The following is a 25,581-nucleotide window of genomic DNA, read 5'->3' as shown; positions in this document are numbered from 1 at the left end:
AACATAGATTGCGAGGATGTTATGTATATCTACAACTATGCGAGTCATGAAGATGAAGCATCATTATGTGAGCTTGAGCTGAGTTCCCTGTTCGGTCAATCCGTTCATAATGGAGTCATTGCGAGCTCTCTGGGCTTGTCAGTTGATCGGAGTCCTTTTGTAAAAAGGCGAATCGAGGTTTATTTTGAATCCGATCGTTTGGAAGGAATTACGGAGCAGCTTGCCACAATTGAATTGGAGGGACGCAGCTTCAAGGTATTGTTCACGATGGGTGATGAACCATTTACCTTTGAAGAACAGAGGCAGCTAGAGCGTTTAGTCGGTGCGGAAATTCGCGGGAGAGCGGATATGCGAACACCAGAGCTGCGGTTCGGTCTGACCAAGTGGAATGGACGTTGGCACTTCGGGCCATGCGAGGATAATCAAGCTTTATGGCTGAAGCATCAGAATAAACCACAAAATTATTCGACTGCGCTGCCTACAAGGGCGGCGAGGGCAATAGTTAATCTAGCCGCGGGGTTGAATACAGAGCATACAAAGCTTATCGACCCATGCTGTGGGATGGGAACGGTTTTGATTGAAGCAATGTCGATGGGTATTGATATTGAAGGAGTAGATATTAATCCGCTAGCGGTACGAGGAGCACGAGCGAACTTAGCTCATTTTGGCTATCCTAATCGGGTAAAGCTAACCGATATGCAGAAGCTGGAAAAGTATTATGATGCGGCAATTATCGATATGCCCTACAATTTATGTTCGGTATTGCCAGAGGACGAACAGCTTGCTATGCTGAAGAGTGTGAGAAGGCTAGCTAAACGATCGGTCGTTGTTACGACAGAAAAAGTCGAGAAGCAGCTGGAAATGGCGGCATTTCGCATTATTGAATATGCAGCCCTGAGCAAAGCCTCTTTTACCAGATATATATCTGTAGTAGAATAAGAACTATGTAGTGCATGAAGCGAGGTGAACCTATGTCTACAATTGATAACAATGAATCAGCCCAGCAGCCGAAACCGCTGACTCAAGCTGAGAAAGCGAAGCAGATGCTCGCTCAGAAGAAACAAGCCAAAGCTGGCGGAGCGCCAGGCCAGACGCACCTATCCACAGGGACGCAGGCGATGAAGAGCCAGAACACGAAGAAAGTAAACAATCAGCGCAAAAAAATGGGTGTATAGTAGTTGAAGCGGATTTTCCACGCAGTAATAGGAAGAAGACAGGGCGCCGGCTGGCAACAGCTTGGTGCCCTGTCTTTAAATGAACTGCGGAATTTATAACCAAGGATGAAATCCGCTCAATGCCTACATAATAAATATAAAATATTTATTTTATGGCGGAGGGATTCGTTATGACGGCGACCAAAGAGTCAACCATGAGTATTTACCTACTTGCCGGTGTGGCAACATCCAACAGCATATTTACCGAATGCAAATTAAAGCTGGAACAGCTATTTCAATCCCGAGGCGTAATGCCGGACGTACATGTAATATTTCCTTATGGAGATGCTTCCCGAAGCTTGGTAAGACAAGTGCTGGAGGTAAAGAGTGATTTATCCAATCGCATGAGGGCTGGGCGTATTGGCGGCCAGAACGCGCTACGACAAATAAAACAGACGTTAAAAAGTGAACGGATGCTTCTAATCGGGCATAGCGGCGGCGGCGCAGCTGCTTACCAGGCGGCGAAATTACTGCATGATGAAGGTGAAGCCAAAGACTTTCGAATCGTACAGGTCGGTTCACCTCGCACGCCAATTGATCCAAAGCTGCAGGACAAGGTCAGCTACTTTCATTCGGTAGACAGCTTAGGCAAGCTCAATGATCCTATAAGCCGTATCGGGAGCTGGGGCGGATGGAGCAGAAAAGGATTCTCGATGCCGCAGTGGAACCGCTTGAAGTATGCTCCAGGCTATGTGGAAGGCATTAAGATTATAGGCAGGCATGCGGATTACTTCCGTCATACAAGTCCGTTTTTGGATCAGGAAGAGGTATGCAATCTCGACAAAACACTCGATCACATGCGCGGATGGTTGAAAGGCTGGGTGTGAACCTTTAAAATGGAGGGAAGAGAGGAAGTGAACCGATAAATATGGCGGATACCCATACTTATACTAAGCGAGAAGAAGTCGCAAATGCTGTCACGCATGGAATTGGAACGGGACTTAGCATAGCAGCTCTTGTGCTGCTTATCTTATTTGCATCGACGAAAGGAACGGCTTGGCATGTCGTTAGCTTTACTATATATGGGGTTGCTATGCTGCTGCTATACACAGCCTCAACGCTTGTTCACAGCTTCCCTGCGGGCAAAGCGAAGCGATTGTTCGAAAAGCTCGATCATTCATTCATATATGTATTTATTGCAGGTACCTATACACCAATTTTGTTTCATATTGTGCAGGGGAAATTGGGCTGGGTGCTGTTTGGCATCGTCTGGGGAGCCGCATTAATCGGCGTCATATTTAAATCTTTTTTTGCTTCCAAGTTTCTGTTTACCTCTACGATTGTATATATTGCGATGGGCTGGATCATTGTTTTTGCATGGAAGCCGCTTACGACACATCTCGCTCCAGGCGGAGTTCAACTGCTTATAACTGGTGGATTGCTCTATACATTCGGTACGATATTTTATATGTGGCGCAGCTTTCCTTATCATCATGCGGTCTGGCACTTGTTCGTACTAGGCGGCTCCATTGTACACTTCTTCGCTATTTTGCTGTATATATTGCCAGCTTAATAGGTTTCCTAATATATGTAAGTGGTGAGGTTTCCCTCACTTTTTTTTGTCTTCTTAATGGGCTTCCGTTTATTTATACCTCGATTTCTGGACACCAGCCGGGAGGTTCGGAGCAGACAGTAATCGCAAAAGCAGGGTCCTCACGAACGAGGTCGGCGAAATAGCTTGATAAAATATGATTGCTGGAGACGGAGCCCATCCGGAACGAGCGCTTAACCTCTCCTTTTACATGCATATAGTAATACGTTTGCTTTGTTTTAGGGGATTGGTATATGAGAGTAGGCAGATGCGGAACGATATCAAATTCATTTTGAAAACGCCAATGCGTGTTTATTAAAGCGTTATAGCTTCGCGCGAATTTGGGATCACCGACCCTTGGCGTCCCAAACGTATAAATGATCGGTGAAGTGAATGCTGAGTTGTTGGCCAGGTCCATTGCGGCGAGTGTAGCAAGTGCGCCGCCCAGACTATGTCCGGTAATAAATAATGGAATATGTGTCGGCAGCTGCTTTATAATATCAAAGATTTGAGTGCGTGTGGACATATAGATATCGGTAAAGCCTTTATGTGTTAAACCTACATTTTTCACTGGTCGGTAAGGAGTTTGCTCGGCAATGAAATCGGACACCCAATCAACAACTGAACCGCTGCCCCGAAAAGCGAGGACAGATGCGCGTTCCGAGGTCAGTACAAAGCCGAATCGTTCCTCGCTGTTGTCATAAGCTTTAGCGGTAAATTCTCCTGCCATTTTATAGTCCTTAGGCACAAGAAACAATCCATCCTTGTTATTGAATTGCATATATGTTTGTCCACAAACCGCAGCCAAAAATAGGGCGCTGCGAATATCGAGCTCCTGTGTTCTTACTGCTCTTTGCGTCATTGTCCCCATGTCATCCCTCCGCTCATCCGTCGACCTTGGCATTATTTTGTATTATATGAAAGTGGGGATAAATGGGTACCAGCGGATTATAAATGGACTTCCTTCGAGATGAGCAAGTATAATCGGGATTGTAAGAGTTGGTCTATTGTGAAGGGGGAGGAATCAATGACGCTTCAAGTTGGGATTATCGGGACTGGTTGGTTTGGCATGATGCACGCGGAGAAGCTTTCCAAAATAGCAGGAGTAAAGGTTGCCGCTTTCACGGCTACAAACCAAGAGAAGGCAGACCGCGCAGCAAAGCTGCATGAAGGAGCTCGCGGATATGCTACAGTTCATCAGATGCTGGATGATCGTAAGCTCGATGCTGTGTATGTTTGTGTACCGCCATTTGCGCATGGTGAAATTGAAATCGCTTTAATTGAACGGAATATTCCTTTTTTGGTAGAAAAGCCGATCGGATTAGATAATCAAGCACCTTCTGCTATTTTGAAGGAAATTGAAAGTAAACAGCTGATTACATCAGTTGGCTATCATTTTAGGTATATGGACGGGACAGATCATGCGAAAGAGCTGCTGAGAGATCGCAGCGTGGGTATGTCGCTAGGATATTGGATGGGTGGAATGCCTGGGGTAAGCTGGTGGCGTAAAATGGATGGCTCTGGCGGCCAGTTCGTTGAGCAAACGACTCATATCGTAGACTTACTGCGATATACGGTTGGTGAAATAAGCGAAGTCTATGCGGCTTATGGTGATACTATAATGAGTAAAGTAGAAGATGGTGTTTCTGTACCTGATGTTGGGACGGTTACTTTGAAGCTTGTAAATGGCACCGTAGCAACGATTAGCAATACATGCGCCATTCCGGCAGGTGATCGAACGGGACTACATATTTATACGAACAAGGGTGTGCTGGAGCTCAGTCACAGCGGATTATTGGATATTGAAGCGGGACGGAAGACGGAATACGCCAATAGCACTGATCCCTATGAACGAGAAAATGAAGCCTTTCTACATGCAGTCAAAACAGGGGACGCCTCGCGGATACGGTCAAGCTATGCGGATGCTAGCCTCACCCATCAGGTTACTATCGCTGCGAATGAGTCGGCTCGCAGCGGACTGCCAGTGAAGCTGTAAATACTTACTTTTTTTCGTTGATGTAGACAATAGCAAAGGGATTGGCCTTTAAGTAGTTTGTTCTACATAAAGGCCAGTCCCTTTTGTTTGCAGCCATTACAAAGCATTATGCTAGATACGGTTTTTGCGGGATCGTGAGAGAGGCGTCGCATCATTTGAAGAAAATGATGCGGTGCTCTGCTTGGGAGAAGACTTCTTTCGGCGATAACGGCTGGATCTTGTTTGCATATCCGCGTTATCTGAAACGATTTCCTGCGTCTTCCGGCCGTTCAGTATGTCGCCAGTCCAGCCTTTCTTCCAGAGCCAAATATAAATAATGACTGTAATGGCTGCAATGACCGTGATCATGGCGGGAAAACCCCAAGCTTGATCCTTCCAAGGCAGCTTGTTAAAGTTGCTGCCCCATAAGGAGCTTAATATTGTGGCGGGCAAGAACAACACGGTAAATATAGTTAAGGTCTTCATGATATCATTACCACGGAAGCTGGAAATAGCATCATCCATTGAAATTAGCGTATCAATCTCCATTGCATAGTGATTCAATAGGACATCAATTCTATCAAGCTTGTGTTCAATTCTTTTAAAGGCTTCCGTCTCAGTCAGCTCTTCCATAAAGGCTTCCTTGGCCGCGCCTTGAAGCTCTCTAACAGGAATGAATAAGTGATTCCAGTGAAGCAAATCATATCTTCTCTCGAAAATAATCTCAAGAAGGCCTGTTCGATTTTCTTGCCGCATCGTAGATTCCAGATTACCCAGTCTCGTCTCGAAGCCGTCTAATCCTTCATGGAAAGTCTCAAGAATGACACTAAGCATAATGAATAGTGCTTCCGGAGCTGTTTTGCAGCTTTCCAGCATCATTGATTGATCTCTGGATTGCAGGCGCAGCGGAAGCCGCATATCATCGTGCATCGTAATGAGCCGATTCTTAGTCAGCCAGAAATGAAAAGGCTGTACATCGGACTCATCCTCGGTTACTTGAAACATCAGCGTGCCGTACAGCAGCTGATCGGTTTGAGGTGTATTCCTGACAGAAATCTGATTCGTTCGTCTGCCATCGCATTCATCAATCCATGAGGCGCATTCCGGAAAAAGTAGCTTAAGCTGCTGGGCATGAGGTATCGTATCGTCATCGCTCTGTTCCGTTTGCTTGATGGATTTAAGAAGTATGTTTTTCCTGCTTGGCAAAGGTTCTTCCTGTGCTGTTTCATGTCTAACCTGCTGCAGCACATGCCATTCCCATCCTGGGGGATAGCGAAGCATCCTATGGATCATCGCTTAGCCTCCTGCTTGTCCGATTTTCCAATTCATATTCCTCCATCATAACCTGAACAGCAGGGATGCACAACCTGAGCTTTGTATGAATTAATACTATAGGTAATCGGAGCTATGAGACTGTATAAGACGACTTAATTCGTCAGAAATAGGGCATACCAAGCGGAGCTTGTCATTTGATGTGCTGCTTGTACATGGATGTGATATAAAGGAGGCATACCGATGGCTAGAAAAATTGGTGTATTTGAAACGGAGCAGCAGGTCATACAAGCTATTCAGCAGCTGGAGCAGGCAGGTTTCGTTCAAGGAGAGCTGTTGGTGCTGGCTAAGGATTCTGAGCATTCTAGGCGTATTGAAGCGGAAAGTAATGTGCACGTAGATGAGATTCAAGAATTGGAAGATGCTTCGGCCGTTCAGGTTCATGGCTCAGATGCTTTAGGAATGATTGCAGCCGCAGGTTTTGGAGGTTCTGTCGTTCTAACAGCCTATGGTCTAGCCGGTTATGGAGCTGGAGGTCTGTTCGGCGGGGCATATCCCTTTGGAGCAGCCGTTTTATTCGATGATGATGAGCATAACCGCGTGTTTCATTCACTTGGGCTGGATGATGATGAAGCTCAAATATGCAGCCAAGCACTGCAAAGGGGCTCAGCCCTCATTGTTGTAGAAACGGATGACAGCAAATCAATGCAGGAAGCAGACGGAGGTCCCGATTTGTCGCGTTTAGGTGCGGCGGAGGCTGTATTCCGCAGCTGCAATGCTTCGAGTATTGCGGATGGCGTGTAAATGTAAAGACAGAAATACAAACAATAGCCTCACTTTATACTGCAGCGAGATGCCAAGCAGCGAAGGTGAGGCTTCTTTGTCTATACGCCTATTAACGATTTTCGATCAAGCTTAAGTATTTTTGCTAAAGGATTATAATCGCCAAAAATGAGATCTCTTAATAAAATTGCGCCTATCATGCTGTATACCGTTCCATTTCCGCCATAGCCTAAGCAGTAGTAAACCTTTTTCCAGGATGGGTCTTCTCCGATGAAGGGCAGGCCGTCAAGTGATTCGCCAAACGTACCATTCCATTCATATTCAATGGGTGCCTGCATCTCAGGAAATAAAGCTTGAAACTGTTTATATAATTTCTCGGTTCGTTTTTCCCGACCGCTTTCACTTTGCAGAGGCTTTTCGGGATCCTCATCTAAACCACCGATGGCAGCCCGGCCGTCAGGCGTTGTTCGAAGGTATAAATAAGGGCGTGCCGTTTCCCAAATGAGGAAACGCTCATGCCACTTTTGTAAGTTTTTTTGGATGCCGGTAACAATTGTGTATGATCTGTTTAGATTTGCCTTAATAAGCCTGCCTCGAAGCTCCTCCGGCTCATAGCCAATCGCATATACGACATGCTCTGCTTCTATTTCATAGCCAGAAGCTGTGCGCAGAAGGTGGATACCGCTCGCCGATGTCTTGTGATCAATAACATCTGTTTGCTCATATAACTCCAATCCTTCTTTAACAGCTGCGCTGGCGAGAGCAGTAACGAATTGATAAGGATTAATTTCAGCATCTCCATGTGTAACGATAGCTCCCGGCTTACGAAATGGAAAATGTTTAGCGATGTCGTCAGGTGACCAAAATTGGACTGGGAGTCCGCAAGCCCGTAGTGCTTCATATTCTTGTTTGAGCTTAGGCAGCTGCTGCTCAGTGGAGGCATAGTACAAGCTGGTTCTATTTTTGAAGCCTACGTTAGTCGATAATCCTTTTGTAATCGAGCCCAGCATTTCAATGGCCTCTTTGCATGCTATATAGAAGGCCTGCGCATCCTGCTGACCAATTTGATTGATTAAATCGCATAGCATGATGTCATTGCAATATTGGATTAAACCCGTGTTGGCTAAGGTGCTGCCGCAAGCCACTTGATTGCGTTCAATCATAATTGTAGTTAGTCCGCTGCGAACAAACTGTGAGCTGCAAATTGTTCCAGACATGCCGCTGCCGATAATCGCGACTTGAACCTTTTTATTTTGCTGCAAGGGCGGGTATTGTTTGGTATGACATAATGTTTCTGGCCAGTATAGCTTCCCGGTATGCAATTCCTTCATAGGTCATCACTCCCACAATTAATATACCCGATTTTGTGAAAATGACGCATAAATCAGGGGGGGATGAGACGCTAGCGGGTGCGCATTGAGTCTCGATATGCAGTCGGTGATTGCCCGTGCAGCCTACGAAATTGTTTGGAGAAGTAGAGTGCGTCTTGCAGCCCTACTGATGCGGCAACCTGCTCAATTGTGAGCTCGGGACGTTCACGAAGCATATGACGCGCCTTGTCGATGCGCAGCTTGAGCAGAAATGTTACGGGGGATACACCAGTGCGCTGCTTGAATAGACGAGACAAATAAGCGCGATTATAGCCGAGCGATTCGGCCATTTGCTCGATTGATACGGGATGGGCATACTGATTGGACAAATAATGTACAACCTGCTGCAGCAGATGGTCGCCCTCACCCTGAGCTGTACGCAGAGATTCGCCGCTTAGCGCAAACAGCACGGATTTATATTCAGCCATCAGCAGATGCAAGTATCCAGCAGCCATCAAATGCGCTGCTGCACTACCGCTGCGGAATGTCTCATAGATCTGTTGATAATATTGTGCTGCTTGCTCACCGTCTGAGCAATATACGATTTGCTGCTCTGCGGTAAAGCCCGCCGTTTCAACGAGCTCGGCCGCTTGTGTGCCATTAAATGCGACCCAGCGGTAACGCCATGGCGATTCGCCATCCGATTCGTAGCTGATTAATTGTTCTGGTTCAATCAGAAAGGTGTGTCCGGCATGCAAGGAATGACTCTTTCCGTCACAGGTAAATACACCGCAGCCTTCGAGGACGATATGCATTAAATAGAAATCATACACCTTTGGTCCTAGCCGATGTAAAGGTTTAGTCTGGCTCTCACCAGCAAATATGACGTTCAAATGTCGATTCTCGCCATGCGCAATAATGGGGTTAGAGGCAACCGTATACATGTCCGGACGCATTGATCTTTACACCTCCTTCATATGTGATTGATTTCGAACGTAAATACAGCATTTTCAATATCATAGCATGTAAGAACAATAGTTTGAAAGTCACATTAATCCATATAATAAGCACTTGGCGCCATATCGTTTTTGAGTTTGTTACTTTATACTGAATAAGAAAATGACTCTATCAAAAAAAAGGAACGTGATAGCAAATGGCAAACATTGAGGCGCTAACACAGCAATTTATACAGCAATACAGCGGAGACGCGAGTGACATCGCAGTATTTCATGCTCCTGGACGTGTGAACTTGATTGGCGAGCATACCGATTATAATGGCGGCTACGTATTTCCTGCCGCATTGACGTTTGGAACGACACTGTTGATTCGCAAACGCGAGGACAACCTGCTTGGCCTGGCGTCGACTAACTTTTCAGCAACGAAGCAGTTTTCACTTGATACTATTGTATTCGACGCTTCGGATGATTGGATGAACTATCCAAAGGGAATCGTGAATGAATTACAGCGAAGCGGTGTGACATTCTCGAACGGCTTCGATTTGCTATACCATGGTGAAATTCCGAACGGCGCAGGCTTGTCATCATCAGCTTCCATTGAGGTCGTAACCGCGTACGCGCTGCTCTCCTTAGAAGGATTGCCGACGGATACTGTGAAAATCGCACTTCTATCACAAAAGTCGGAAAACGAATTCAATGGAGTTAATTGCGGCATTATGGACCAATTCGCTGTCGCGAACGGCAAGAAGGATCAGGCTATTTTGCTTATGTGCGATACGCTGGAATACGATTTGATCCCATTTGAATCCGGCAATTATAAGCTTGTTATCGGCAATACGAACAAGCGCCGCGGTCTGGTTGATTCAGCCTACAATGAACGCCGCAGCCAGTGCGAACAAGCTGTGAAGGATCTGCAAGCCGCATTTCCTGATCTAACGCTGCTTGGTCAAATTAACTTAGAGCAATTCAACTCCGCTAAACATCTAATCAAGGATGACATCGTACAGAAACGCGCGCAGCATGTTGTGGAAGAAATCGATCGCGTCCTTCGATCAATCAAAGCGCTTAAAGCTAACGATTTGGAGAAGTTCGGACAATTGATGAACGGCTCGCATGATTCGTTGCGCGACTTGTATGAAGTAACCGGAGACGAGCTGGATGCTATGGTTGCAGCAGCACGTCAAGTACCAGGCGTACTGGGCTCACGTATGACTGGAGCGGGATTTGGCGGCTGTACTGTATCCCTTGTTCATGAGGATAACATAGAGGCATTCAAAGCTGAAGTTGGACGCAGCTATTTCGAAGCAACCGGCTTAACGGCTGATTTCTATGTTTGTACGATCGGCAATGGCGTTGAACGTCTATCGGTATAAGTGAAAGTTTGTTTTAAATTATTTGTTCATAGGAGAGGGGAAATTTACAATGGCAGTACTCGTAACCGGCGGAGCTGGCTATATCGGATCGCATGCAGTGGCAGCCTTACAGGAGCGTGGCGAGGAAATTATCGTAATCGACAATTTGCAGCAGGGGCATCGTAAAGCGTTGTTAGGCGGGAAGCTATATGAAGGAGATCTACGTGACGCGGCATTTTTGGATACTGTATTTAAAGAGAATGAAATAGATGCCATCATTCATTTCGCGGCGAACTCACTCGTTGGTGAAAGCATGAAGGACCCAGGCAAGTATTATCACAATAATGTCTTCGGTACGCTTTGCTTGTTGGAGAAAATGAATGAATATAATGTTCGTAAAATTGTTTTCTCATCTACAGCGGCAACCTATGGTGAACCGGAAAATGTGCCGATTGACGAATTCGATCGTACGCTTCCGACAAATGCATATGGTGAAACCAAGCTTGCGATGGAAAAAATGATGAAATGGTTCGACATAGCCCATAACATCAAATTCATCTCGCTCCGTTATTTCAATGCTGCAGGCGCACATGAAAGCGGCAAAATTGGCGAGGATCACAACCCGGAAACGCATCTTATTCCAATCGTATTGGAAGCGGCACTCGGTCAGCGTCCACACATCTCCGTTTTTGGCGAAGACTACGAAACGCCGGACGGTACTTGTATCCGCGATTACATTCACGTCAGTGATCTTGCCGACGCGCATGTTCTAGCAGTAGACCGTCTCCGCAGCGGTGCGGATAGCGCCGTCTACAACCTTGGTAATGGTACGGGTTTCTCTGTAAAAGAAGTGATAGATATCGCTCGCAAAGTAACAGGCAAAGAAATTCCTGCAGTTATGGAAGCCCGCCGTTCCGGAGACCCGGCTATTCTCGTTGCATCATCGGAGCGTGCTCGAACTGAACTTGGTTGGAAACCGAAAAGAAATAAGCTGGAGGATATTATCCAAAGCGCTTGGAACTGGCAAGAAGCGAATCCAAACGGATATAACGATTAGGCTCGCTGCATATGTGAAAGGAGCTGCATCTCGTGGCCAATGAACGACAAATGCAGGCGTCAGCCGACGCCTTGCTTCAAATAGAACGACTGCTGCAATTCGCGTTGCAGCGCAGCCTCATACACACGCTTGATGTGAATGAGACGCGCAACTCGCTGCTTGACTTGTTCGGGTTTACCGAGCCTCTCGAAGGGAGCTTACCAGCGGAAAACGTGGAAAGCCCTGTTCAAATTCTTGAGCCGCTGCTCGATTATGGTGCGTTAATTGGACTTATTCCAGATAATACGATTACGTATCGTGATTTGCTTGATGCCCGTATCATGGGGCTATTGATGCCGCGACCGTCTGAAATTGCGGCTGCATTCGAGCGGACTGTGCGAGATAAGGGTCTTATGGCGGCGACAGACGCCTTCTATAGTCTAAATGTAGATTCCAACTATATTCGAATGGATCGCATTCGCAAGAACAAATATTGGCAGCATGATACAGACTTCGGCAAACTGGAAATTACAATCAATTTGTCGAAGCCGGAGAAAGATCCTAAAGAAATTGCTTTACTCAAAACGATGCCTCAGGCCCATTATCCAAAATGCTTGCTCTGTGTCGAAAATGTAGGCTATGCGGGTCGCGCTGATCATCCCGCGCGACAAAACTTGCGCGTGCTGCCGCTCACGCTGCAATCGGAGCAATGGTTTTTTCAATATTCTCCTTATGTGTACTACAACGAGCACAGCATTATCTTTAAGGGCGCTCACGAGCCGATGGTTATTTCACATTCCTCGTTTGCGAGACTTCTCGATTTTGTGGAGCAAATGCCGCATTATTTTATCGGGTCCAATGCTGATTTGCCGATCGTAGGGGGATCAATCTTAAGTCATGATCATTTTCAAGGCGGTAGACATGTGTTTCCGATGGAAATGGCATCTATAGATAAATGGTTTATCGATCCTCAGCTTTCAGGCGTTCGATTTGGCATCGTAAATTGGCCGATGTCTGTTGTCAGAATCAACGGTACTTCAAAAGCAGATGTTCAGCTCGCAGCTTGTCGCTTGCTTGATGAATGGCGGGGCTATAGTGATGAGTCAGCGGATGTGCTAGCCTTCACGAAGCAAGCGGACGGATCTCGTACGCCTCATAATACGATTACTCCAATTGCACGGCTTCGTGACAGCGGTGAATATGAGCTAGATCTTGTGCTTCGCAACAACCGCACAAGTAAGGAGCATCCGGATGGCATATTCCATCCACACCAAAACTTGCACCATATTAAGAAAGAAAACATCGGATTGATTGAAGTGATGGGACTAGCTGTGCTTCCCGGCCGTTTGAAGGATGAGCTTGAGCAAATTGCAGCTTATTTAACTGGCGAAACGTCAGTAAATGCCGAGCAGCTTAAGGATGCGTCTCATCCTTTGCATAAACATGCAGATTGGCTCTTGTCACTCGTCAAGCGATTTGGTTCAGAATGCTCTGCGGAGCAGGCAAAGACAATTGTAGAATCCGAAACTGGAGATATATTCCTTGATGTACTGAAGGATGCCGGCGTATACAAACGTACGGAAGCAGGCCTAGCCGCTTTTGAACGTTTCCTAACTATGATTGGTCTGCAGCAAGAATAATGAGTGAAAGCCTCCGTTTATACCACTTGCTGGTGTATGGCTGGAGGCTTTTTTTTCGTTAGAAGATAATACAATGAATAATCATGTATTGTGAAATTATATTAATTTGTAAATGGTCGATTTTTATGGTATTTTTTATAGGATAAAAAAATCATTCATCTAAAAAAATTATAAGTTATACACTATTCATCGGAGGGGTCAAAATGCCCGAAAAAATGTTGCCGTTAGATGAGTTTCTGCAGCTAAGCACGGATGATCAAGTTGAGAAGCTTAAGCGATGGAAGATGGATTATACGCTGAAGGATATTCGTGAAGCATGGAATTTTAAGCACTCTGCACAATATTATATGCTGCTAAAGAAGCTGCGTATCTACGAGAGAGTTGTTAACAAATCCGATAAGTTCTACCCTGTTCAAGATCAAGTCATTTCACAATCAGCTAATAACGGAGAGCGTAATTGGAGAAGTCAAAACTCATATATGCAACAGAATCCGCCATCTGACAGCTTCGATTATCATTTGAATACAATACTAAGCGGTCCGGAGCTGGCTGATAAGCTGGAGCGAATTGCTAATTTTTTGAAGGGCGAACAGAAAAATGTCGTCATTAAGCTGTCCATTGAAACGGCAGAAGAGCAAGTGGAAGAGCAGGAATAATCGCGATCCAAAATAAAGAACCGAGATTGACGATAGCGTCGCACTCGGTTCTTTATTTTTTGACGATTAATGAAAATTAATGTCTGTTTTTGGTATAAAATGTTTGTTAATATTAATAATTATTATAAACGAAGACTACCAAGCTCAGAAACGATTGCTTCTACTTCGCTGATGCTGAATTTATCTTTGGATGAAACAATGTCGTACAGCTCTTTGATATCGTCGTAGCGTTCAATGTTGAATTGAGAAGCTTGCATGGCAGCTGCGGAAGCCATTTTCAGCTTAGTTTTAATTGTATCGATCATAAATTCAACATTTTCTTGTGTTTGCAATTGTAAATTAGTCATGGAATGCCTCCTAATGGTTTTGCTTAGTGAATAAAAGATATCGTAAACAACGGGTATTGCTTAACGTTTGCTTTCTAAATAATTGTACCATGATTCAAACGGAAATAACCATAAATTGAACAGCACTTTAAAATTCGGTACAATTAAAGATAGTCAATAAACAAATTGAGGAGTGTGCGGCATATGACCAGAACAATGGACGATAGTATTGAATCGATCGCACAGCGCAGGCTGTTATTGAATAATGGCAATAAGCTAGCTTATTACGATTCACATCCGGATGATGGAGGTGCGGAAGCCGGAATCACAGAGGTGGTTGTACTATTGCATGGCTATTGCGGCAGTTCTGCTTACTGGGAGTATATCGTGGAGGATTTGGAGCAATATGTACGTGTTATAGCTCCTGATTTGCGCGGGCATGGACTAAGCAGCGCTCCTTCTGATGATAAATATACGATGGAATTATATGCGGAAGATATAGCTCAAATGCTAATCAAGCTGCAAATTAATAACGCGATATTGCTGGGGCACTCTTTAGGCGGCTATATTACGCTCGCTGTAGCGGAGAAGTATTCCAAGAAGCTGTCTGGCTTTGGTCTGATCCACTCTACTGCGCTAGAGGATAGTGAGGCGGCCAAAGAAAATCGTGATAAAGCTGTGGCGGCACTTGAACAAAATGGGATTGAGGTATTTGTTAATGGCTTAATTCCTAAGCTGTTTGCGCCTGCTCATTTAGAAGACATGACGACGAATGTGGAGCATGTCAAACAAATCGGATATGGTACAGCGTTGAATGGAGCAATTAGCACCGCAAAAGGAATGAAGGATAGACCAAACAGGGCTCACATTATCGAGCAATCCTCACTGCCGGTACTGATTGTTTCCGGAGCGAATGATCAAGTAATTCCAACTCAAAGTACGTTTGCAGCGGTTAATGGAGCAACGAAGAAGGTTGTACTTGATACAGCAGGACATATGGGAATGATCGAGCAGCCAATGGAAATGACCGAAGCGATTTTAAGTTTTGTAAAATCTGTGCGCGGATAATTAAAGTTGTTAAAAAAAGCATGACGCTTGAACAGTTGGATGAGGGGGGACAAGCGGATGTTTCAACGCGATTTTTTCATGAGAATGATTGAGCAGATGACCGAGGCTGTCGGTCAAATCATGAATTTGAAGCGACAGCATAAGCAGGAAGAGGCGCTTCTCGTTATCGACGACTTACTGGATAAGAGGTTTCGGATAAGCAGCAAGCTTATCCGCTCTTTAACAGATGAGGATTTAATGAAGGTTATGACGACAAACGGATTGGTTGAAACGGATCATTTGCAAGCAATCGCAATTTTGATGAAGCAAGAGGCTGAGCTTTATGATGAATTAGGCCGTGAGGACGAAAGCTTTGTCGCATATGTTAAATCGTTGCATTTGTTCATGAGATTATCGTTAGTCGGCGCCGAGCCAACGTTGGTTGAGCCACGCGAGCAAGTGGATGAATTGCTTGAACAATTGCGTCCTTATGAGCTGTCAGCACCTACGAAGCGTTTGCTTGTAGAGTGGTACGAAGCTGAGGGAAGGTATGATTTAGTGGAAAATGTTATTCATGAGCTGCTTGATGATGAAATGCTGTCCCCATCGGACGCAGCTGATGTATATAAGCGTATGCTGCTTCAAAGTGATGAGCGGCTGTTGGTCGGCGGCTTGCCGCGTGATGAAATTGAGCAAGGGCTTACCGCGCTTTTTGCAGCAGAGAAGGAATGAGGGATAAGTTATGATGGAGCAATGGCAGCAGGATATTAATGACTGGATGAGTAATGGAGAGATGCTCCAAGCAACGATGAGTCAATTGCGTCGGAAGGATGGCGCTGCATCACCGAAGACGATCGTTCGTCCGATTCAACTAAAAAACGGACTTCATTATCAATTTGAATATCATTTTGCAAACAAGGTTACGCATGAAAATGTTGCAGAAGGTCAGGCAGCTGAGCGTTTAATTGAACTGCTGCAGCAAAACTACCGTCAAGCGCTTGTGAAAACACCAGCAGCTGATGTGCAGCTGTTGTTCAACAAAAAAGGCAAGGCGGCTGTACTCTCAAAGCCCCCTACAGGCGGAGAGCGTCAAGCAAGCCTACAGCATAATCGGCAAAAGCAGCGGGTTCTTCAGGAAGGCAAGGCAGCTCCTTTCCTTGTTGAACTGGGCATTATGACGCCGGAGGGTCTTGTGCATGCTAAGAAGCAGGACAAGTACCGTCAAATTAATCGTTTTCTAGAGATGGTTACAGATGTGCTTGCTTATTTGCCAAGTGATCGGGAGATAACGATTGTTGATTTTGGCTGTGGCAAATCTTATTTAACGTTTGCGCTCTATCACCTGCTGGCTGTGGAGCAGCAGCGGAAAATCAATGTTATTGGTCTCGATTTGAAAGCGGACGTAATCGCGTTTTGCTCCCAGCTTGCTGAGAAGCTAGGCTATGATCGGCTTCGATTCCTGGTGGGCGATATTGCCGAATATGAGGAGCTGCAGGCAGCTGATATGGTTGTCACCTTGCACGCATGTGATACAGCGACAGATGCTGCTCTTGCCAAGGCTGTAAATTGGGGGGCATCGGTAATTATGTCGGTACCCTGCTGTCAGCATGAGCTGTTTCGGCAAATTAGCAACGATACATTGTCACCGCTTCTATCTCAAGGCTTGCTGAAGGAGCGATTTGCCGCGCTTACAACCGATGCTGCGCGAGGAACATTGTTAGAAGTGCTTGGCTATAAGGTGCAGATGCTTGAGTTCGTTGATCCTGAGCATACGCCAAAAAACTTGCTTATCCGTGCTGTACGAACCGAACAGCAAGAGCTGTCATTGAAGAAGTGGGAGCAATACGAGCAGTTCCGTCAGTTTTTGAGTATTTCTCCCTCTTTGGAGCATATGTTGTCTGATCGTTGGCCGAAATGACCATAAAAATGGTGTGAGATAATGCGTGTAAAACCTGTTATTATTTGGATCAGACAATTGTCGTTCTATTCGACATTTGCTACAATGGAAGAAGATGGCTACAAAACGAATGGGTGAACCGTATTGGATTTGATGTTATGGCTGGATTTTGTAATGTTTCTGTTGCTTTTAGGCTTATTTTTTTTCGTGTTTGCCTCTAGTTCGGTTACATTATTGCACCGGATTTACTTGTTATTGCATATCATATTCATGGTATGGCCACTCTTTCAGTTTGTTTCACAGACCGTTTCTTCCCCCTTCTTTAAGTTATTTTATTTAACAGGTTCATATATAGGACTTTCCTTGCTAGGAGTAGGTTGGTTTATATTTATTATCTTTCTAACGGGTCAGTCCTATGTCGTACGAAAGAATCGTTTGTTTATGGTGTCTATACCTGCTCTGCTATCTGTTGCTGCAGTTGTTGTTAATCCAAATGGTATGTTTCTAAGCATTGTTGATCAAGCAGGGCCTATAAAAAATATTCAGGCGGGTCCTTTGTATTGGCTCATGATTGTGCAATTGCTGCTCTATATGTCAGTGTCTGTTATTATTATGGTGTACAAGCTTAGAGTTGCGGACTCTGACAGACAACGGATTTTGATTAAAACAGCAATGAACGGTATGTTTTTCTTACTTTTGTTCACGATTTGTGATTTAGTTATAAATGTGGTACTTGTTGATCCTTATACATCGTACATTCCGCTAACCTCTGTCGGCTTAGCATTCGCGGCAATATATTTGGTTCATGCAATAGGGCGCAACAAGGTGTTTAATATCATTCAAACCGTTCAGCGAGATGTAATGAATACGATGTCGATGGGAATTATCGTGCTTGATGAGAAAGATGTAATTATAGAAGTGAATAAAGTAGTGAAGCCGTTAATGCGACTTCGAATCGGTGAGAAGATTAATCTTGATTTACTAGCATCGTATTTTAAAGAAGAAACTGCGCGTGAATTCGAGTTATTTATTGAAGCTCATTGGGAACGTCCGCTCGAGCGTTTGGAGCTAGAGCTAGAGCTTGCCATTGATGCGGACAGATACCGCCATTTCATTGTGCAGTCCACTCCGATCTTGAATCATAAGAAAGCTCCAGTCGGCCGTCTGCTAACCTTTCAAGATGTCACTGAGCTCAGACTTCTTGTAGAGGAAACAAATAATCAAAATGAGCAGCTGCAGGACCGAAACCGTGATCTGCTAATTATGCAGGATGAGCTTTATCAAGCGAATAAGAAACTTGAGTATATGGCGATAACGGACGGATTGACCGGTTGTTATAATCGTCGCTATTTACTTAATCAGCTGGAGCAGGAAGTGCTAAAGAACATTCGTTACGGCAACTCGTTTTCGATCTTTCTGTTTGATCTCGATCATTTCAAAATGATTAATGATAGATATGGTCATTTAGTAGGAGACGAAGTATTATGCAGCACAGTTGATGCTGTTCGCAGATCGTTGCGGTTGACCGACGTGCTGGCACGTTATGGCGGAGAAGAGTTTACTGTCTATTTGCCTCATACCAATCGCGAGCAAGCGGATATAATTGCTAATAGGGTTATGGAATCAGTGGAGCAGAACAAAGTTAAGACAGGAATTGGCGAACAAACGGTATCCGTTACGATCAGTATGGGGGTTCTTTCTATTGAGCATTTTACGGCAACAACAATAGAAGATCCGAAGGCCTTTATACGCAATCTAATGGCTCAAGCGGATGCGGCTTTGTATGAGGCTAAACACAATGGCAGAAATCGCATCGTAAAACGTAAACTGGCTTAAAAGTCTGAGCGGCAGCGTTCAGGCTTTTTTGGTTGAATAGAAACAGTGTTTTGACCGTTTTTTTACAATTTCTCGACAATTTCTAAACATTTTTTTATCTACTTGCGGCTGCTGACATGGTCAGCATGTGAGAGTTCTGATAATATATAAATATTCCAGTTACAAGTGCTATAACTATCGAAGGCGGGAACTAATCTAATGAGAAAAGTGCAAATTGGAATGGTAAAGCCGGGAGATATGATTGCAAAAACCGTTTTTCAAGAAAACGGCAATGTGCTTCTTGGAGAGGGAGTAGAGCTTAATGCTCGTTACATCGATCGTTTACAAAGCTTAGGCATCGATTTTTTGTTTATAGAGGATGGAATGACCGAGGATCTAATTCCAGAGGACACCATTCGAGAAGAAACGCGTAAACATGCTGTCGATACTATATACAAGACGATGAACTCTTTCAAAGACCAAACCATAACCAAAGGAAGAACCATAGCTCCCGACATGGGACGAAATTTCAGAGCGGTCTTCGGCGAGATTATGCAGGATCTTGCTACGAGGCCTAATATGCTTGTCAATTTAACGAGTATTCATTCCATGGGTGCTTATTTGTTTCAGCATTCATTCAACGTGGCTGTGCTCGCGGGTATTATGGGGATTGCAAAGGGCTTCAATCGCATACAGCTAGAGGAGCTTGGAATTGGTGCACTGCTGTTCGATATTGGTATGACTAAAGTTCCTGCCAAAATATTAGATAAGCAGGGTGCGCTTACAAAGGATGAGTTTTCAGTAGTCCAAAGTCATGCCAAGGATGGATTTGAAATCATTCGTAAAAACCATGACATATCGATCGTATCAGCGCATTGCGCCCTGCAGCATCATGAACGGTTTAATGGATCTGGATATCCAAGAGGCTTGAAACAGGATGAAATACACATGTATGGTCAAATCGTAGGGTTAGCGGATATGTTTGATGCGCTTACTTCACCAAGACCCTATCGCAAGCGGCACACGACAAGCGAAGCGATCGAGTTTTTATTTGCTGCAGGAGGCACCTATTTTGATTTGGATCTAATTAAGCTGTTTTGCAAACATATATCGATTTATCCGGTCGCCTCAACACTTCAGCTTAGTACAGGACAAGTTGGAGTTGTTTCCGAGAATACCGAGCTCGCTTTGCATCGACCGCGTTTGCGTATTATTAAAGAGGCGGACGGCAGCGTGCCAAATTCTCCTTATGAGCTGGATCTGAAAAATGAGCTTCATATTACGATTGTGAAGGAGCTTTAACAGGGCAGCGGTTCATAGTTAAATACATAACAGAAAATGTCCATACCGGTAACTCTTCTTACGCCTACCTTGTTGTAGATGCGATAAGGAGTGATAGCATGGCTAAGCGAATTAATAAACCTTTCCTATAACGGTTATTGCACCGTTGTTCCGGGAGGTTTCTTTTTTTTGAGACTGAGTAGTTTTACTTTGAATATGAAGGCGATTCATGTAAAATAATTAGAAATAGACCTAATAGGAGATGTGTATGCTTATATGGGAACTGTTCACCATAGGCTATCTAGGCTCGAGGTGCTGCGCAGGTGGCTTTTTATTACGTTAGGTGCAGTTCTTGTCTCGGTTGGATTAGAAATATTTCTAGTTCCAAATCATATTATTGACGGTGGTATTGTTGGTATATCCATCATTGCTTCACATTTAACTGGACTTGCACTCGGTATTTTTCTATTTCTTTTAAATCTTCCGTTTTTGTTTCTTGGCTATAAGCAAATCGGCAAAACGTTCGCGTTGTCTACGCTCTATGGCGTCACAATTATGTCGATTGGCACATTTCTGCTGCATCCCGTACCACCGCTTACAGTAGAGCCCTTTTTAGCATCCGTTTTCGGAGGAGTTATACTGGGTATAGGCGTTGGGATGGTTATCCGTTTTGGAGGGTCGCTGGATGGGACGGAAATTATCGCTATTTTGTTTAACAAGCGACTGCCATTATCGGTAGGCGAAACCGTTATGTTTTTCAACTTGTTCATACTCGGCAGCGCCGGCTTTGTATTTGGTTGGGATCGGGCGATGTACTCGCTAATAGCTTATTACATAGCGTATAAGATGATTGATATTACGATCGAGGGCTTCGATGAATCGAAGGCAGTATGGATCATCAGCGACGAAGCGAATGAAATAGGCGCAGCCATTATGAATAGGCTTGGTAGAGGCGTCACGTTTTTACACGGGGAGGGCGGTTTCTCAGGCGGCAGCAAAAAGGTTATCTTTTGCGTAATTACACGGCTTGAGGAAGCGAAGATGAAGTCAATTGTTCATGAGCTGGACCCTGTGGCTTTTCTCGCTGTCGGCAACATTCATGATGTAAAGGGCGGACGGTTTAAGAAGCGGGATATTCATTAATTCTGTAGTATGAATGAGGGAGATATTGCTTTGGATGAGTTTGAACGCATTCAGCATTGGACAGCGGCTGGGCAATCAGCGGAGTGGCAGCGGCAGCGCGGTGTTGTGGCCGGCATAGGAGATGATGCCGCGGTTGTTGATCCAGCCGCGGCGAAGGATGACGTTGCTGAGCCGAAGCGGCTGCTGCTGGCGGTCGACACGATGGTGGAGACCGTCCATTTCAATGATACGACGATGCGGGACGAAGATGTCGGGTATAAAGCACTAGCCGCCAATATTAGCGATATTGCTGCAATGGGCGGCGTACCGCTGCATGCTCTCGTGTCAGTCAGCGTACCTCCGTCATACGATACGGAGCGTATGCGACGGCTGTATGAGGGGTTGTACGCGTGCGCCGAGCGCTACGGGGTTGCAATTGTCGGCGGCGATACGACGTCGTCGCCGATGCACTTAGTTGTTGCGGTAACGGTGATTGGAACCGTTGAAGCGGGTCTTGAGCTGCTTCGCACGGGCGCAATGCCGGGTGATGCGGTGTTTGTGACCGGCGCGGTCGGCATGTCGGCGGCGGGGCTGCATGCCTTGCTCGCGCAAGGGGCGGAGGCGGGGCAAGCAGCTGAACTGCGCGAAGCTCGGGGCGGTGAAGAAGGTGTTAGGTTAGCTGCGCTGATTCAGGCGCATCAACGACCGACACCATCCGTTCGAGCCGGGCGGCTGCTCTTGAAGCGGGGAACCTGTCACGCTTTGAATGATGTAAGTGATGGACTGGCAAGCGAGGCTTGGGAAATTGCCGAAGCGTCAGGCTTGAAAATTGTGCTAAATGAGCGTTTGCTGCCAAAGAGCGGAAGCATGGCTTCCTACGCTTCAACAGCAGGCATTGATCCGCTGGAGTGGATGCTGGGCGGGGGCGAGGATTATGTACTGCTTGGGACGATGGCTGCAGAAGATGCGGAAGCCATGCGTCTTGTTTTTCAGCAGGAAGGCCTTCCTTTCTTCATCATTGGAGAAACGGAGTCAGGCAAACCGGGAGTGGAATTAATTCGTCATCTTGATGCGAAGCTTCATAATGGCATGCATCTGGAAAAGCGAGTGAAGGTTGAGAAACGAGGATATAATCATTTTAAGTCATGAACGGGTGGATGAAATGCATCAACGGAAAAGCGTGGCCACTTGGATAGCGCATACGGAGCAGGATACAGTTGTCTTGGCGGAGCAGCTTGCTGCTTGGTCTAAGCCGGGCGCCATACTAGCGTTGGACGGTGATTTAGGCGCGGGAAAAACAAGATTTTCACAAGCATTTGCGGCAGCGATTGGCGTAAAAGGGATCGTGAATAGTCCTACCTTTACGATTATAAAAGAATATGAAGGGGAAATAGTCCCCTTTTATCATATGGATGTGTACCGGCTTTCGCTAGAAGAAGCGGACGAGCTTGGCTTGGATGATTATTTTTATGGAAATGGTGTGACGATAGTAGAATGGGCTAGCTTGATTAAAGAGCTGTTGCCAGTAGAGCGGCTGGAGCTGTATATCGAGCACTTGGGTGATGATTCTCGGCGCATACAATTAACTGGTATTGGTGAGCAGTATGCCGACTGGTGCGAAGCGTTAAAGGAGAGGGGAGAAGACAGATGAGTTTAGAGCAGAAGCACCAATCCGGCCCAATATTGGCATTTGATACTTCAACAGCATCAATGGCAGCTGCAATTGTACAAGGTAGCGAGGTACTAGTAGAGATCCAATCGTTAGCGGAAAGAAATCATTCCGTTCATATCATAACGCATATCAAGCAGCTCCTGGAGGACAGCGGTATCGTAGATAATAATCTGGATGCTATTGCGGTTGGCAACGGCCCGGGCTCTTATACAGGAATGCGAATTGCTGTTGCAGCAGCCAAAACACTTGCTTGGGTATGGAACAAACCGCTTGTGGGTGTCTCGAGCTTGGAAGCGCTTGGTTACGGTGCTTGGCATCGCGGAACTGGTACACAGTTGGGCTTGGACGCATCAGCCAAAGTCGCAGGTGAGCAATGGGTATTTCCGATTATGGATGCTAGACGCGGACAAGTATATACATCAGCTTTTGGAATATCGTGTGAACAGGGTTGGTTCCGCTGGGCAAATGATGGTGTTCGTCTGATGAAGGATTGGGTTGACTATATAGCAGAGCAATTGGCTGATCCGGCTAAAAGCAAAGTAAGCTGTATTTGGCTTGTAGGCGATTTGTCGATACATGAAGCGGAAGCGGAGCGTTTGCAGCAGCTTGGACAAGCAGCTGGCGTTGAGGTATTTCTATATCCGTTTGTTCAAGAGGGACAGTGGATTGCGCATTTAGGACGTATACGTCTTCAAGCTGGCTTGACCGATGACCATCATACATTAATTCCAAACTACACGCAGTTGACTGAAGCAGAAGTAAATTTAAAGGCGAAGCAAGCAGGTGAAGCTAAGGTATGAAGTTGGATAAAACTAAACTCATTTACCGATCGATGACGATGGCTGACATACCTGATATCGTCGCCATTGAGTTGGAGGCGTTCTCCAGTCCATGGTCGGTTGAAGCTTTCACGAACGAGCTGATGAATAATTTATTTGCAAGATACATGGTGATGGAATATGACGGAGAAGTCGCTGGTTATGGCGGGATGTGGGTCATTATGGATGAAGCGCATGTGACTAATATCGCCATACAAGCGGATTTTCGCGGACAAGGCTTGGGGCATAGTTTATTAGCGGAACTGCAGCGAACGGCAGTGTTTTTTGGTGCTGTAAAAATGACGCTTGAGGTTCGTCCCTCTAATGAAATTGCACAGCAGCTATACAGAAAGCATGGCTTTGAGCCAGCAGGTATTCGACCGCGTTATTACTCGGACAATAATGAGGATGCACTTATAATGTGGGCGGAGCTTAACCATGAACGGTTGAAGACAGGGGAGCAGTGAACGTGAGTCATTCGGAGCATAAAAAAAGCAATGGCATAATCAACGACATAAGCAACGATGCATTAAATGACATTATTTTGGCGGTGGAAACGAGCTGTGACGAAACGTCTGTAGCTGTTATTCGCGGTGGAAAACAAATACTGTCCAATGTTATTTCGAGTCAAATTGAAATTCATGAGCGCTATGGCGGCGTTGTACCCGAAATTGCTTCACGGAAGCATGTTGAGATGATCACACTCATTATCGAACAAGCGATTAAGGAGTCTGGCCTGACTTTGAAGGATATGTCCGCTGTAGCAGTGACGCAAGGCCCTGGTCTTGTAGGCGCGCTGCTCGTTGGTATAGTAGCTGCAAAAAGCTTAGCGATGGCGCTCGATATTCCATTAATCGGTACGCACCATATCGCGGGACATATTTACGCGAACGAGCTTATTCATAATATTGAATACCCATGTATGGCGCTAGTCGTATCGGGAGGACATACGGAGCTCGTCCTGATGGAGCGTGAAGGAGAATTCCAAATCATAGGCCGGACAAAGGATGACGCTGTTGGAGAGGCTTATGATAAGGTGGCGCGCGCGCTTCATTTGCCATATCCAGGCGGTCCACATATTGATCGCATGGCAATCGAAGCGAAGGAAACGATTGTATTGCCTCGAGCATGGCTCGAAGCGGGAAGCTATGATTTTAGCTTCAGCGGATTGAAGTCAGCCGTACTGGCTGTTATTAATCAGACGCGTATGAAGGGTTTACAGCTGGATGAAGCCGCGCTTGCGCGGGGGTTTCAGGAATCAGTTACTGAGGTGCTTGTCACGAAAGCGCTGCGTGCTGTTAAGCAATTCGGTGCGAAGCAACTGCTGCTATGCGGCGGAGTTGCCGCTAACCGCGGCTTACGCTCCTCTCTAACAGAGAGCTGTGAGAAGGCTGGCATTCCACTGCTCATTCCGCCGAATACGCTCTGCACGGACAACGCGGCCATGATTGGCGCGGCCGCGCAACTAAAGCTTAAGCGGAAGCAGTTCTCGGACCTTGATTTGAAAGCTGATCCTGGCTTGTCACTTGAGGCATGGTCGGTAAGTAATTAACATTCTAAAAAATAGGTATCAGAAAAAAAAGTTGGATTGGAATTGACAGACTATTTGCTAACGCATATAATAAGCAACAATACTTCAAATCTCATACTAAACAAACGCAAAGAACAGGAATAGTAAAGTTAGTCCGGGACTATCGATTGCCTTCATTATTTATGAAGTGCTGAGATACAGAGAGCTGCGGGTTGGTGCAACGCAGTCAAAGGATACTTGAAACTCGCCTGGGAGCGGAGCAATGGAAGCAGCGGGAGACCAAGAGAATGGTCAAAGCTAATGCGGGTACATTGTTACGGTTAACCTCCGTAATCAGGTACATGTGA

26 protein-coding genes are annotated in these 25,581 nt (G+C 45.6%); 21 read left to right on the top strand and 5 right to left on the bottom strand.

Translation table 11 applies throughout. From position 1 onward, the window contains the following. Positions 1-21: 21 nt before the first annotated feature. The 4 genes from AC0YN7_RS22305 (at position 22) to trhA (ending at position 2,727) form a co-directional block, all read left to right on the top strand. Positions 22-939: a TRM11 family SAM-dependent methyltransferase gene (locus AC0YN7_RS22305; protein ID WP_475812228.1), complete on the top strand. Its 918-nt coding sequence runs from the start codon at positions 22-24 to the stop codon at positions 937-939. Between the two features lie 32 nt (positions 940-971). Continuing rightward, complete coding sequence (locus AC0YN7_RS22300) at positions 972-1,175, top strand: hypothetical protein (RefSeq protein ID WP_475812227.1); 204 nt, start codon at positions 972-974, stop codon at positions 1,173-1,175. 170 nt (positions 1,176-1,345) lie between these two features. Continuing rightward, on the top strand, positions 1,346-2,041 hold the full coding sequence (locus AC0YN7_RS22295; RefSeq protein ID WP_475812226.1) for a lipase family protein: 696 nt from the start codon (positions 1,346-1,348) through the stop codon (positions 2,039-2,041). A 41-nt stretch (positions 2,042-2,082) separates the two neighbouring features. After that, positions 2,083-2,727, top strand: coding sequence for a PAQR family membrane homeostasis protein TrhA (gene trhA / locus AC0YN7_RS22290; RefSeq protein ID WP_475812225.1), 645 nt, complete (start codon positions 2,083-2,085; stop codon positions 2,725-2,727). Positions 2,728-2,800: 73 nt separating this feature from the next. Here trhA and AC0YN7_RS22285 read toward each other — a convergent pair whose 3' ends face one another. Next, positions 2,801-3,616: a lipase family protein gene (locus AC0YN7_RS22285; RefSeq protein ID WP_475812224.1), complete on the bottom strand. Its 816-nt coding sequence runs from the start codon at positions 3,614-3,616 to the stop codon at positions 2,801-2,803. Positions 3,617-3,772: 156 nt separating this feature from the next. Between AC0YN7_RS22285 and AC0YN7_RS22280 the strand changes: the two genes are divergently transcribed. Next, positions 3,773-4,741, top strand: coding sequence for a Gfo/Idh/MocA family protein (locus AC0YN7_RS22280; protein ID WP_475812223.1), 969 nt, complete (start codon positions 3,773-3,775; stop codon positions 4,739-4,741). A 111-nt stretch (positions 4,742-4,852) separates the two neighbouring features. Here AC0YN7_RS22280 and AC0YN7_RS22275 read toward each other — a convergent pair whose 3' ends face one another. Continuing rightward, positions 4,853-6,013, bottom strand: coding sequence for a magnesium transporter CorA family protein (locus AC0YN7_RS22275; RefSeq protein WP_475812222.1), 1,161 nt, complete (start codon positions 6,011-6,013; stop codon positions 4,853-4,855). A 222-nt stretch (positions 6,014-6,235) separates the two neighbouring features. Here AC0YN7_RS22275 and AC0YN7_RS22270 point away from each other — a divergent pair, with 222 nt between their 5' ends. Further along, the gene (locus tag AC0YN7_RS22270) at positions 6,236-6,796 is read left to right on the top strand and encodes a general stress protein (protein WP_475812221.1); all 561 of its coding nucleotides are present in this window, start codon (positions 6,236-6,238) and stop codon (positions 6,794-6,796) included. Positions 6,797-6,876: 80 nt separating this feature from the next. Here the strand turns inward: AC0YN7_RS22270 and AC0YN7_RS22265 are convergent, their stop codons facing one another. Both AC0YN7_RS22265 and AC0YN7_RS22260 read right to left on the bottom strand, forming a co-directional pair. Further along, complete coding sequence (locus tag AC0YN7_RS22265; protein ID WP_475812220.1) at positions 6,877-8,106, bottom strand: NAD(P)/FAD-dependent oxidoreductase; 1,230 nt, start codon at positions 8,104-8,106, stop codon at positions 6,877-6,879. A gap of 71 nt (positions 8,107-8,177) precedes the next feature. Further along, entirely contained in the window at positions 8,178-9,041 is an 864-nt protein-coding gene (locus AC0YN7_RS22260; protein WP_475812219.1) for an AraC family transcriptional regulator, read from the bottom strand. 197 nt (positions 9,042-9,238) lie between these two features. Between AC0YN7_RS22260 and AC0YN7_RS22255 the strand changes: the two genes are divergently transcribed. The 4 genes from AC0YN7_RS22255 (at position 9,239) to AC0YN7_RS22240 (ending at position 13,725) form a co-directional block, all read left to right on the top strand. Then, positions 9,239-10,414, top strand: coding sequence for a galactokinase (locus tag AC0YN7_RS22255; protein WP_475812218.1), 1,176 nt, complete (start codon positions 9,239-9,241; stop codon positions 10,412-10,414). A gap of 49 nt (positions 10,415-10,463) precedes the next feature. Then, positions 10,464-11,450 (top strand): UDP-glucose 4-epimerase GalE, encoded by a 987-nt coding sequence (gene galE / locus AC0YN7_RS22250; protein ID WP_475812217.1) that lies wholly within the window; start codon positions 10,464-10,466, stop codon positions 11,448-11,450. A gap of 50 nt (positions 11,451-11,500) precedes the next feature. Then, entirely contained in the window at positions 11,501-13,069 is a 1,569-nt protein-coding gene (locus AC0YN7_RS22245) for a UDP-glucose--hexose-1-phosphate uridylyltransferase (RefSeq protein ID WP_475812288.1), read from the top strand. 203 nt (positions 13,070-13,272) lie between these two features. Next, entirely contained in the window at positions 13,273-13,725 is a 453-nt protein-coding gene (locus tag AC0YN7_RS22240) for a hypothetical protein (RefSeq protein WP_475812216.1), read from the top strand. A 122-nt stretch (positions 13,726-13,847) separates the two neighbouring features. Here the strand turns inward: AC0YN7_RS22240 and AC0YN7_RS22235 are convergent, their stop codons facing one another. Next, positions 13,848-14,072 (bottom strand): DUF1128 domain-containing protein, encoded by a 225-nt coding sequence (locus AC0YN7_RS22235; RefSeq protein WP_475812215.1) that lies wholly within the window; start codon positions 14,070-14,072, stop codon positions 13,848-13,850. 183 nt (positions 14,073-14,255) lie between these two features. Between AC0YN7_RS22235 and AC0YN7_RS22230 the strand changes: the two genes are divergently transcribed. The 11 genes from AC0YN7_RS22230 to tsaD all read left to right on the top strand — a co-directional run bounded on the left by AC0YN7_RS22230 (position 14,256) and on the right by tsaD (position 25,255). Beyond that, entirely contained in the window at positions 14,256-15,119 is an 864-nt protein-coding gene (locus AC0YN7_RS22230; RefSeq protein WP_475812214.1) for an alpha/beta fold hydrolase, read from the top strand. A 57-nt stretch (positions 15,120-15,176) separates the two neighbouring features. Next, a complete protein-coding gene (locus tag AC0YN7_RS22225) occupies positions 15,177-15,830 on the top strand; it encodes a DUF6483 family protein (RefSeq protein WP_475812213.1) in 654 nt (217 codons plus the stop codon). 10 nt (positions 15,831-15,840) lie between these two features. Next, positions 15,841-17,016, top strand: coding sequence for a class I SAM-dependent methyltransferase (locus AC0YN7_RS22220; RefSeq protein ID WP_475812212.1), 1,176 nt, complete (start codon positions 15,841-15,843; stop codon positions 17,014-17,016). Between the two features lie 132 nt (positions 17,017-17,148). Continuing rightward, a complete protein-coding gene (locus tag AC0YN7_RS22215) occupies positions 17,149-18,831 on the top strand; it encodes a histidine kinase N-terminal 7TM domain-containing diguanylate cyclase (RefSeq protein WP_475812287.1) in 1,683 nt (560 codons plus the stop codon). Between the two features lie 198 nt (positions 18,832-19,029). Further along, positions 19,030-20,112: an HD-GYP domain-containing protein gene (locus tag AC0YN7_RS22210; protein ID WP_475812211.1), complete on the top strand. Its 1,083-nt coding sequence runs from the start codon at positions 19,030-19,032 to the stop codon at positions 20,110-20,112. A 255-nt stretch (positions 20,113-20,367) separates the two neighbouring features. Beyond that, on the top strand, positions 20,368-21,234 hold the full coding sequence (locus AC0YN7_RS22205) for a YitT family protein (protein ID WP_475812210.1): 867 nt from the start codon (positions 20,368-20,370) through the stop codon (positions 21,232-21,234). A gap of 24 nt (positions 21,235-21,258) precedes the next feature. Beyond that, positions 21,259-22,362, top strand: a complete 1,104-nt coding sequence (gene thiL / locus AC0YN7_RS22200) for a thiamine-phosphate kinase (protein ID WP_475812286.1) — start codon at positions 21,259-21,261, stop codon at positions 22,360-22,362. 13 nt (positions 22,363-22,375) lie between these two features. After that, positions 22,376-22,864: a tRNA (adenosine(37)-N6)-threonylcarbamoyltransferase complex ATPase subunit type 1 TsaE gene (gene tsaE / locus AC0YN7_RS22195; protein WP_475812209.1), complete on the top strand. Its 489-nt coding sequence runs from the start codon at positions 22,376-22,378 to the stop codon at positions 22,862-22,864. After that, on the top strand, positions 22,861-23,685 hold the full coding sequence (gene tsaB, locus AC0YN7_RS22190) for a tRNA (adenosine(37)-N6)-threonylcarbamoyltransferase complex dimerization subunit type 1 TsaB (protein WP_475812208.1): 825 nt from the start codon (positions 22,861-22,863) through the stop codon (positions 23,683-23,685). Before tsaE ends, tsaB begins: the two co-directional genes overlap by 4 nt. Continuing rightward, a complete protein-coding gene (gene rimI, locus AC0YN7_RS22185; protein WP_475812207.1) occupies positions 23,682-24,170 on the top strand; it encodes a ribosomal protein S18-alanine N-acetyltransferase in 489 nt (162 codons plus the stop codon). Before tsaB ends, rimI begins: the two co-directional genes overlap by 4 nt. Before the next feature lie 38 nt (positions 24,171-24,208). After that, entirely contained in the window at positions 24,209-25,255 is a 1,047-nt protein-coding gene (tsaD, locus tag AC0YN7_RS22180) for a tRNA (adenosine(37)-N6)-threonylcarbamoyltransferase complex transferase subunit TsaD (protein WP_475812285.1), read from the top strand. Positions 25,256-25,581: the final 326 nt, after the last annotated feature.

The organism is Paenibacillus sp. J31R122, from assembly GCF_056269185.1.
Note: the sequence above shows the minus strand (reverse complement) of the source record. Positions and strands in the feature narration are given on the sequence as shown.

Excerpts from the sequence above, each read along its gene's own strand:
- galE (WP_475812217.1), top strand. The coding sequence starts at position 10,464 with ATGGCAGTACTCGTAACCGGCGGAGCTGGCTATATCGGATCGCATGCA.
- AC0YN7_RS22210 (WP_475812211.1), top strand. The coding sequence starts at position 19,030 with ATGAGAAAAGTGCAAATTGGAATGGTAAAGCCGGGAGATATGATTGCA.
- AC0YN7_RS22225 (WP_475812213.1), top strand. The coding sequence starts at position 15,177 with ATGTTTCAACGCGATTTTTTCATGAGAATGATTGAGCAGATGACCGAG.
- AC0YN7_RS22260 (WP_475812219.1), bottom strand. The coding sequence starts at position 9,041 with ATGCGTCCGGACATGTATACGGTTGCCTCTAACCCCATTATTGCGCAT.
- AC0YN7_RS22275 (WP_475812222.1), bottom strand. The coding sequence starts at position 6,013 with ATGATCCATAGGATGCTTCGCTATCCCCCAGGATGGGAATGGCATGTG.
- AC0YN7_RS22270 (WP_475812221.1), top strand. The coding sequence starts at position 6,236 with ATGGCTAGAAAAATTGGTGTATTTGAAACGGAGCAGCAGGTCATACAA.
- AC0YN7_RS22295 (WP_475812226.1), top strand. The coding sequence starts at position 1,346 with ATGACGGCGACCAAAGAGTCAACCATGAGTATTTACCTACTTGCCGGT.
- AC0YN7_RS22230 (WP_475812214.1), top strand. The coding sequence starts at position 14,256 with ATGACCAGAACAATGGACGATAGTATTGAATCGATCGCACAGCGCAGG.
- tsaB (WP_475812208.1), top strand. The coding sequence starts at position 22,861 with ATGAGTTTAGAGCAGAAGCACCAATCCGGCCCAATATTGGCATTTGAT.
- AC0YN7_RS22205 (WP_475812210.1), top strand. The coding sequence starts at position 20,368 with ATGGGAACTGTTCACCATAGGCTATCTAGGCTCGAGGTGCTGCGCAGG.
- tsaE (WP_475812209.1), top strand. The coding sequence starts at position 22,376 with ATGCATCAACGGAAAAGCGTGGCCACTTGGATAGCGCATACGGAGCAG.
- AC0YN7_RS22235 (WP_475812215.1), bottom strand. The coding sequence starts at position 14,072 with ATGACTAATTTACAATTGCAAACACAAGAAAATGTTGAATTTATGATC.
- rimI (WP_475812207.1), top strand. The coding sequence starts at position 23,682 with ATGAAGTTGGATAAAACTAAACTCATTTACCGATCGATGACGATGGCT.
- AC0YN7_RS22285 (WP_475812224.1), bottom strand. The coding sequence starts at position 3,616 with ATGGGGACAATGACGCAAAGAGCAGTAAGAACACAGGAGCTCGATATT.
- AC0YN7_RS22305 (WP_475812228.1), top strand. The coding sequence starts at position 22 with ATGTATATCTACAACTATGCGAGTCATGAAGATGAAGCATCATTATGT.
- AC0YN7_RS22280 (WP_475812223.1), top strand. The coding sequence starts at position 3,773 with ATGACGCTTCAAGTTGGGATTATCGGGACTGGTTGGTTTGGCATGATG.
- AC0YN7_RS22245 (WP_475812288.1), top strand. The coding sequence starts at position 11,501 with ATGCAGGCGTCAGCCGACGCCTTGCTTCAAATAGAACGACTGCTGCAA.
- AC0YN7_RS22300 (WP_475812227.1), top strand. The coding sequence starts at position 972 with ATGTCTACAATTGATAACAATGAATCAGCCCAGCAGCCGAAACCGCTG.
- AC0YN7_RS22255 (WP_475812218.1), top strand. The coding sequence starts at position 9,239 with ATGGCAAACATTGAGGCGCTAACACAGCAATTTATACAGCAATACAGC.
- AC0YN7_RS22220 (WP_475812212.1), top strand. The coding sequence starts at position 15,841 with ATGATGGAGCAATGGCAGCAGGATATTAATGACTGGATGAGTAATGGA.
- AC0YN7_RS22215 (WP_475812287.1), top strand. The coding sequence starts at position 17,149 with ATGTTATGGCTGGATTTTGTAATGTTTCTGTTGCTTTTAGGCTTATTT.
- trhA (WP_475812225.1), top strand. The coding sequence starts at position 2,083 with ATGGCGGATACCCATACTTATACTAAGCGAGAAGAAGTCGCAAATGCT.
- AC0YN7_RS22265 (WP_475812220.1), bottom strand. The coding sequence starts at position 8,106 with ATGAAGGAATTGCATACCGGGAAGCTATACTGGCCAGAAACATTATGT.
- AC0YN7_RS22240 (WP_475812216.1), top strand. The coding sequence starts at position 13,273 with ATGCCCGAAAAAATGTTGCCGTTAGATGAGTTTCTGCAGCTAAGCACG.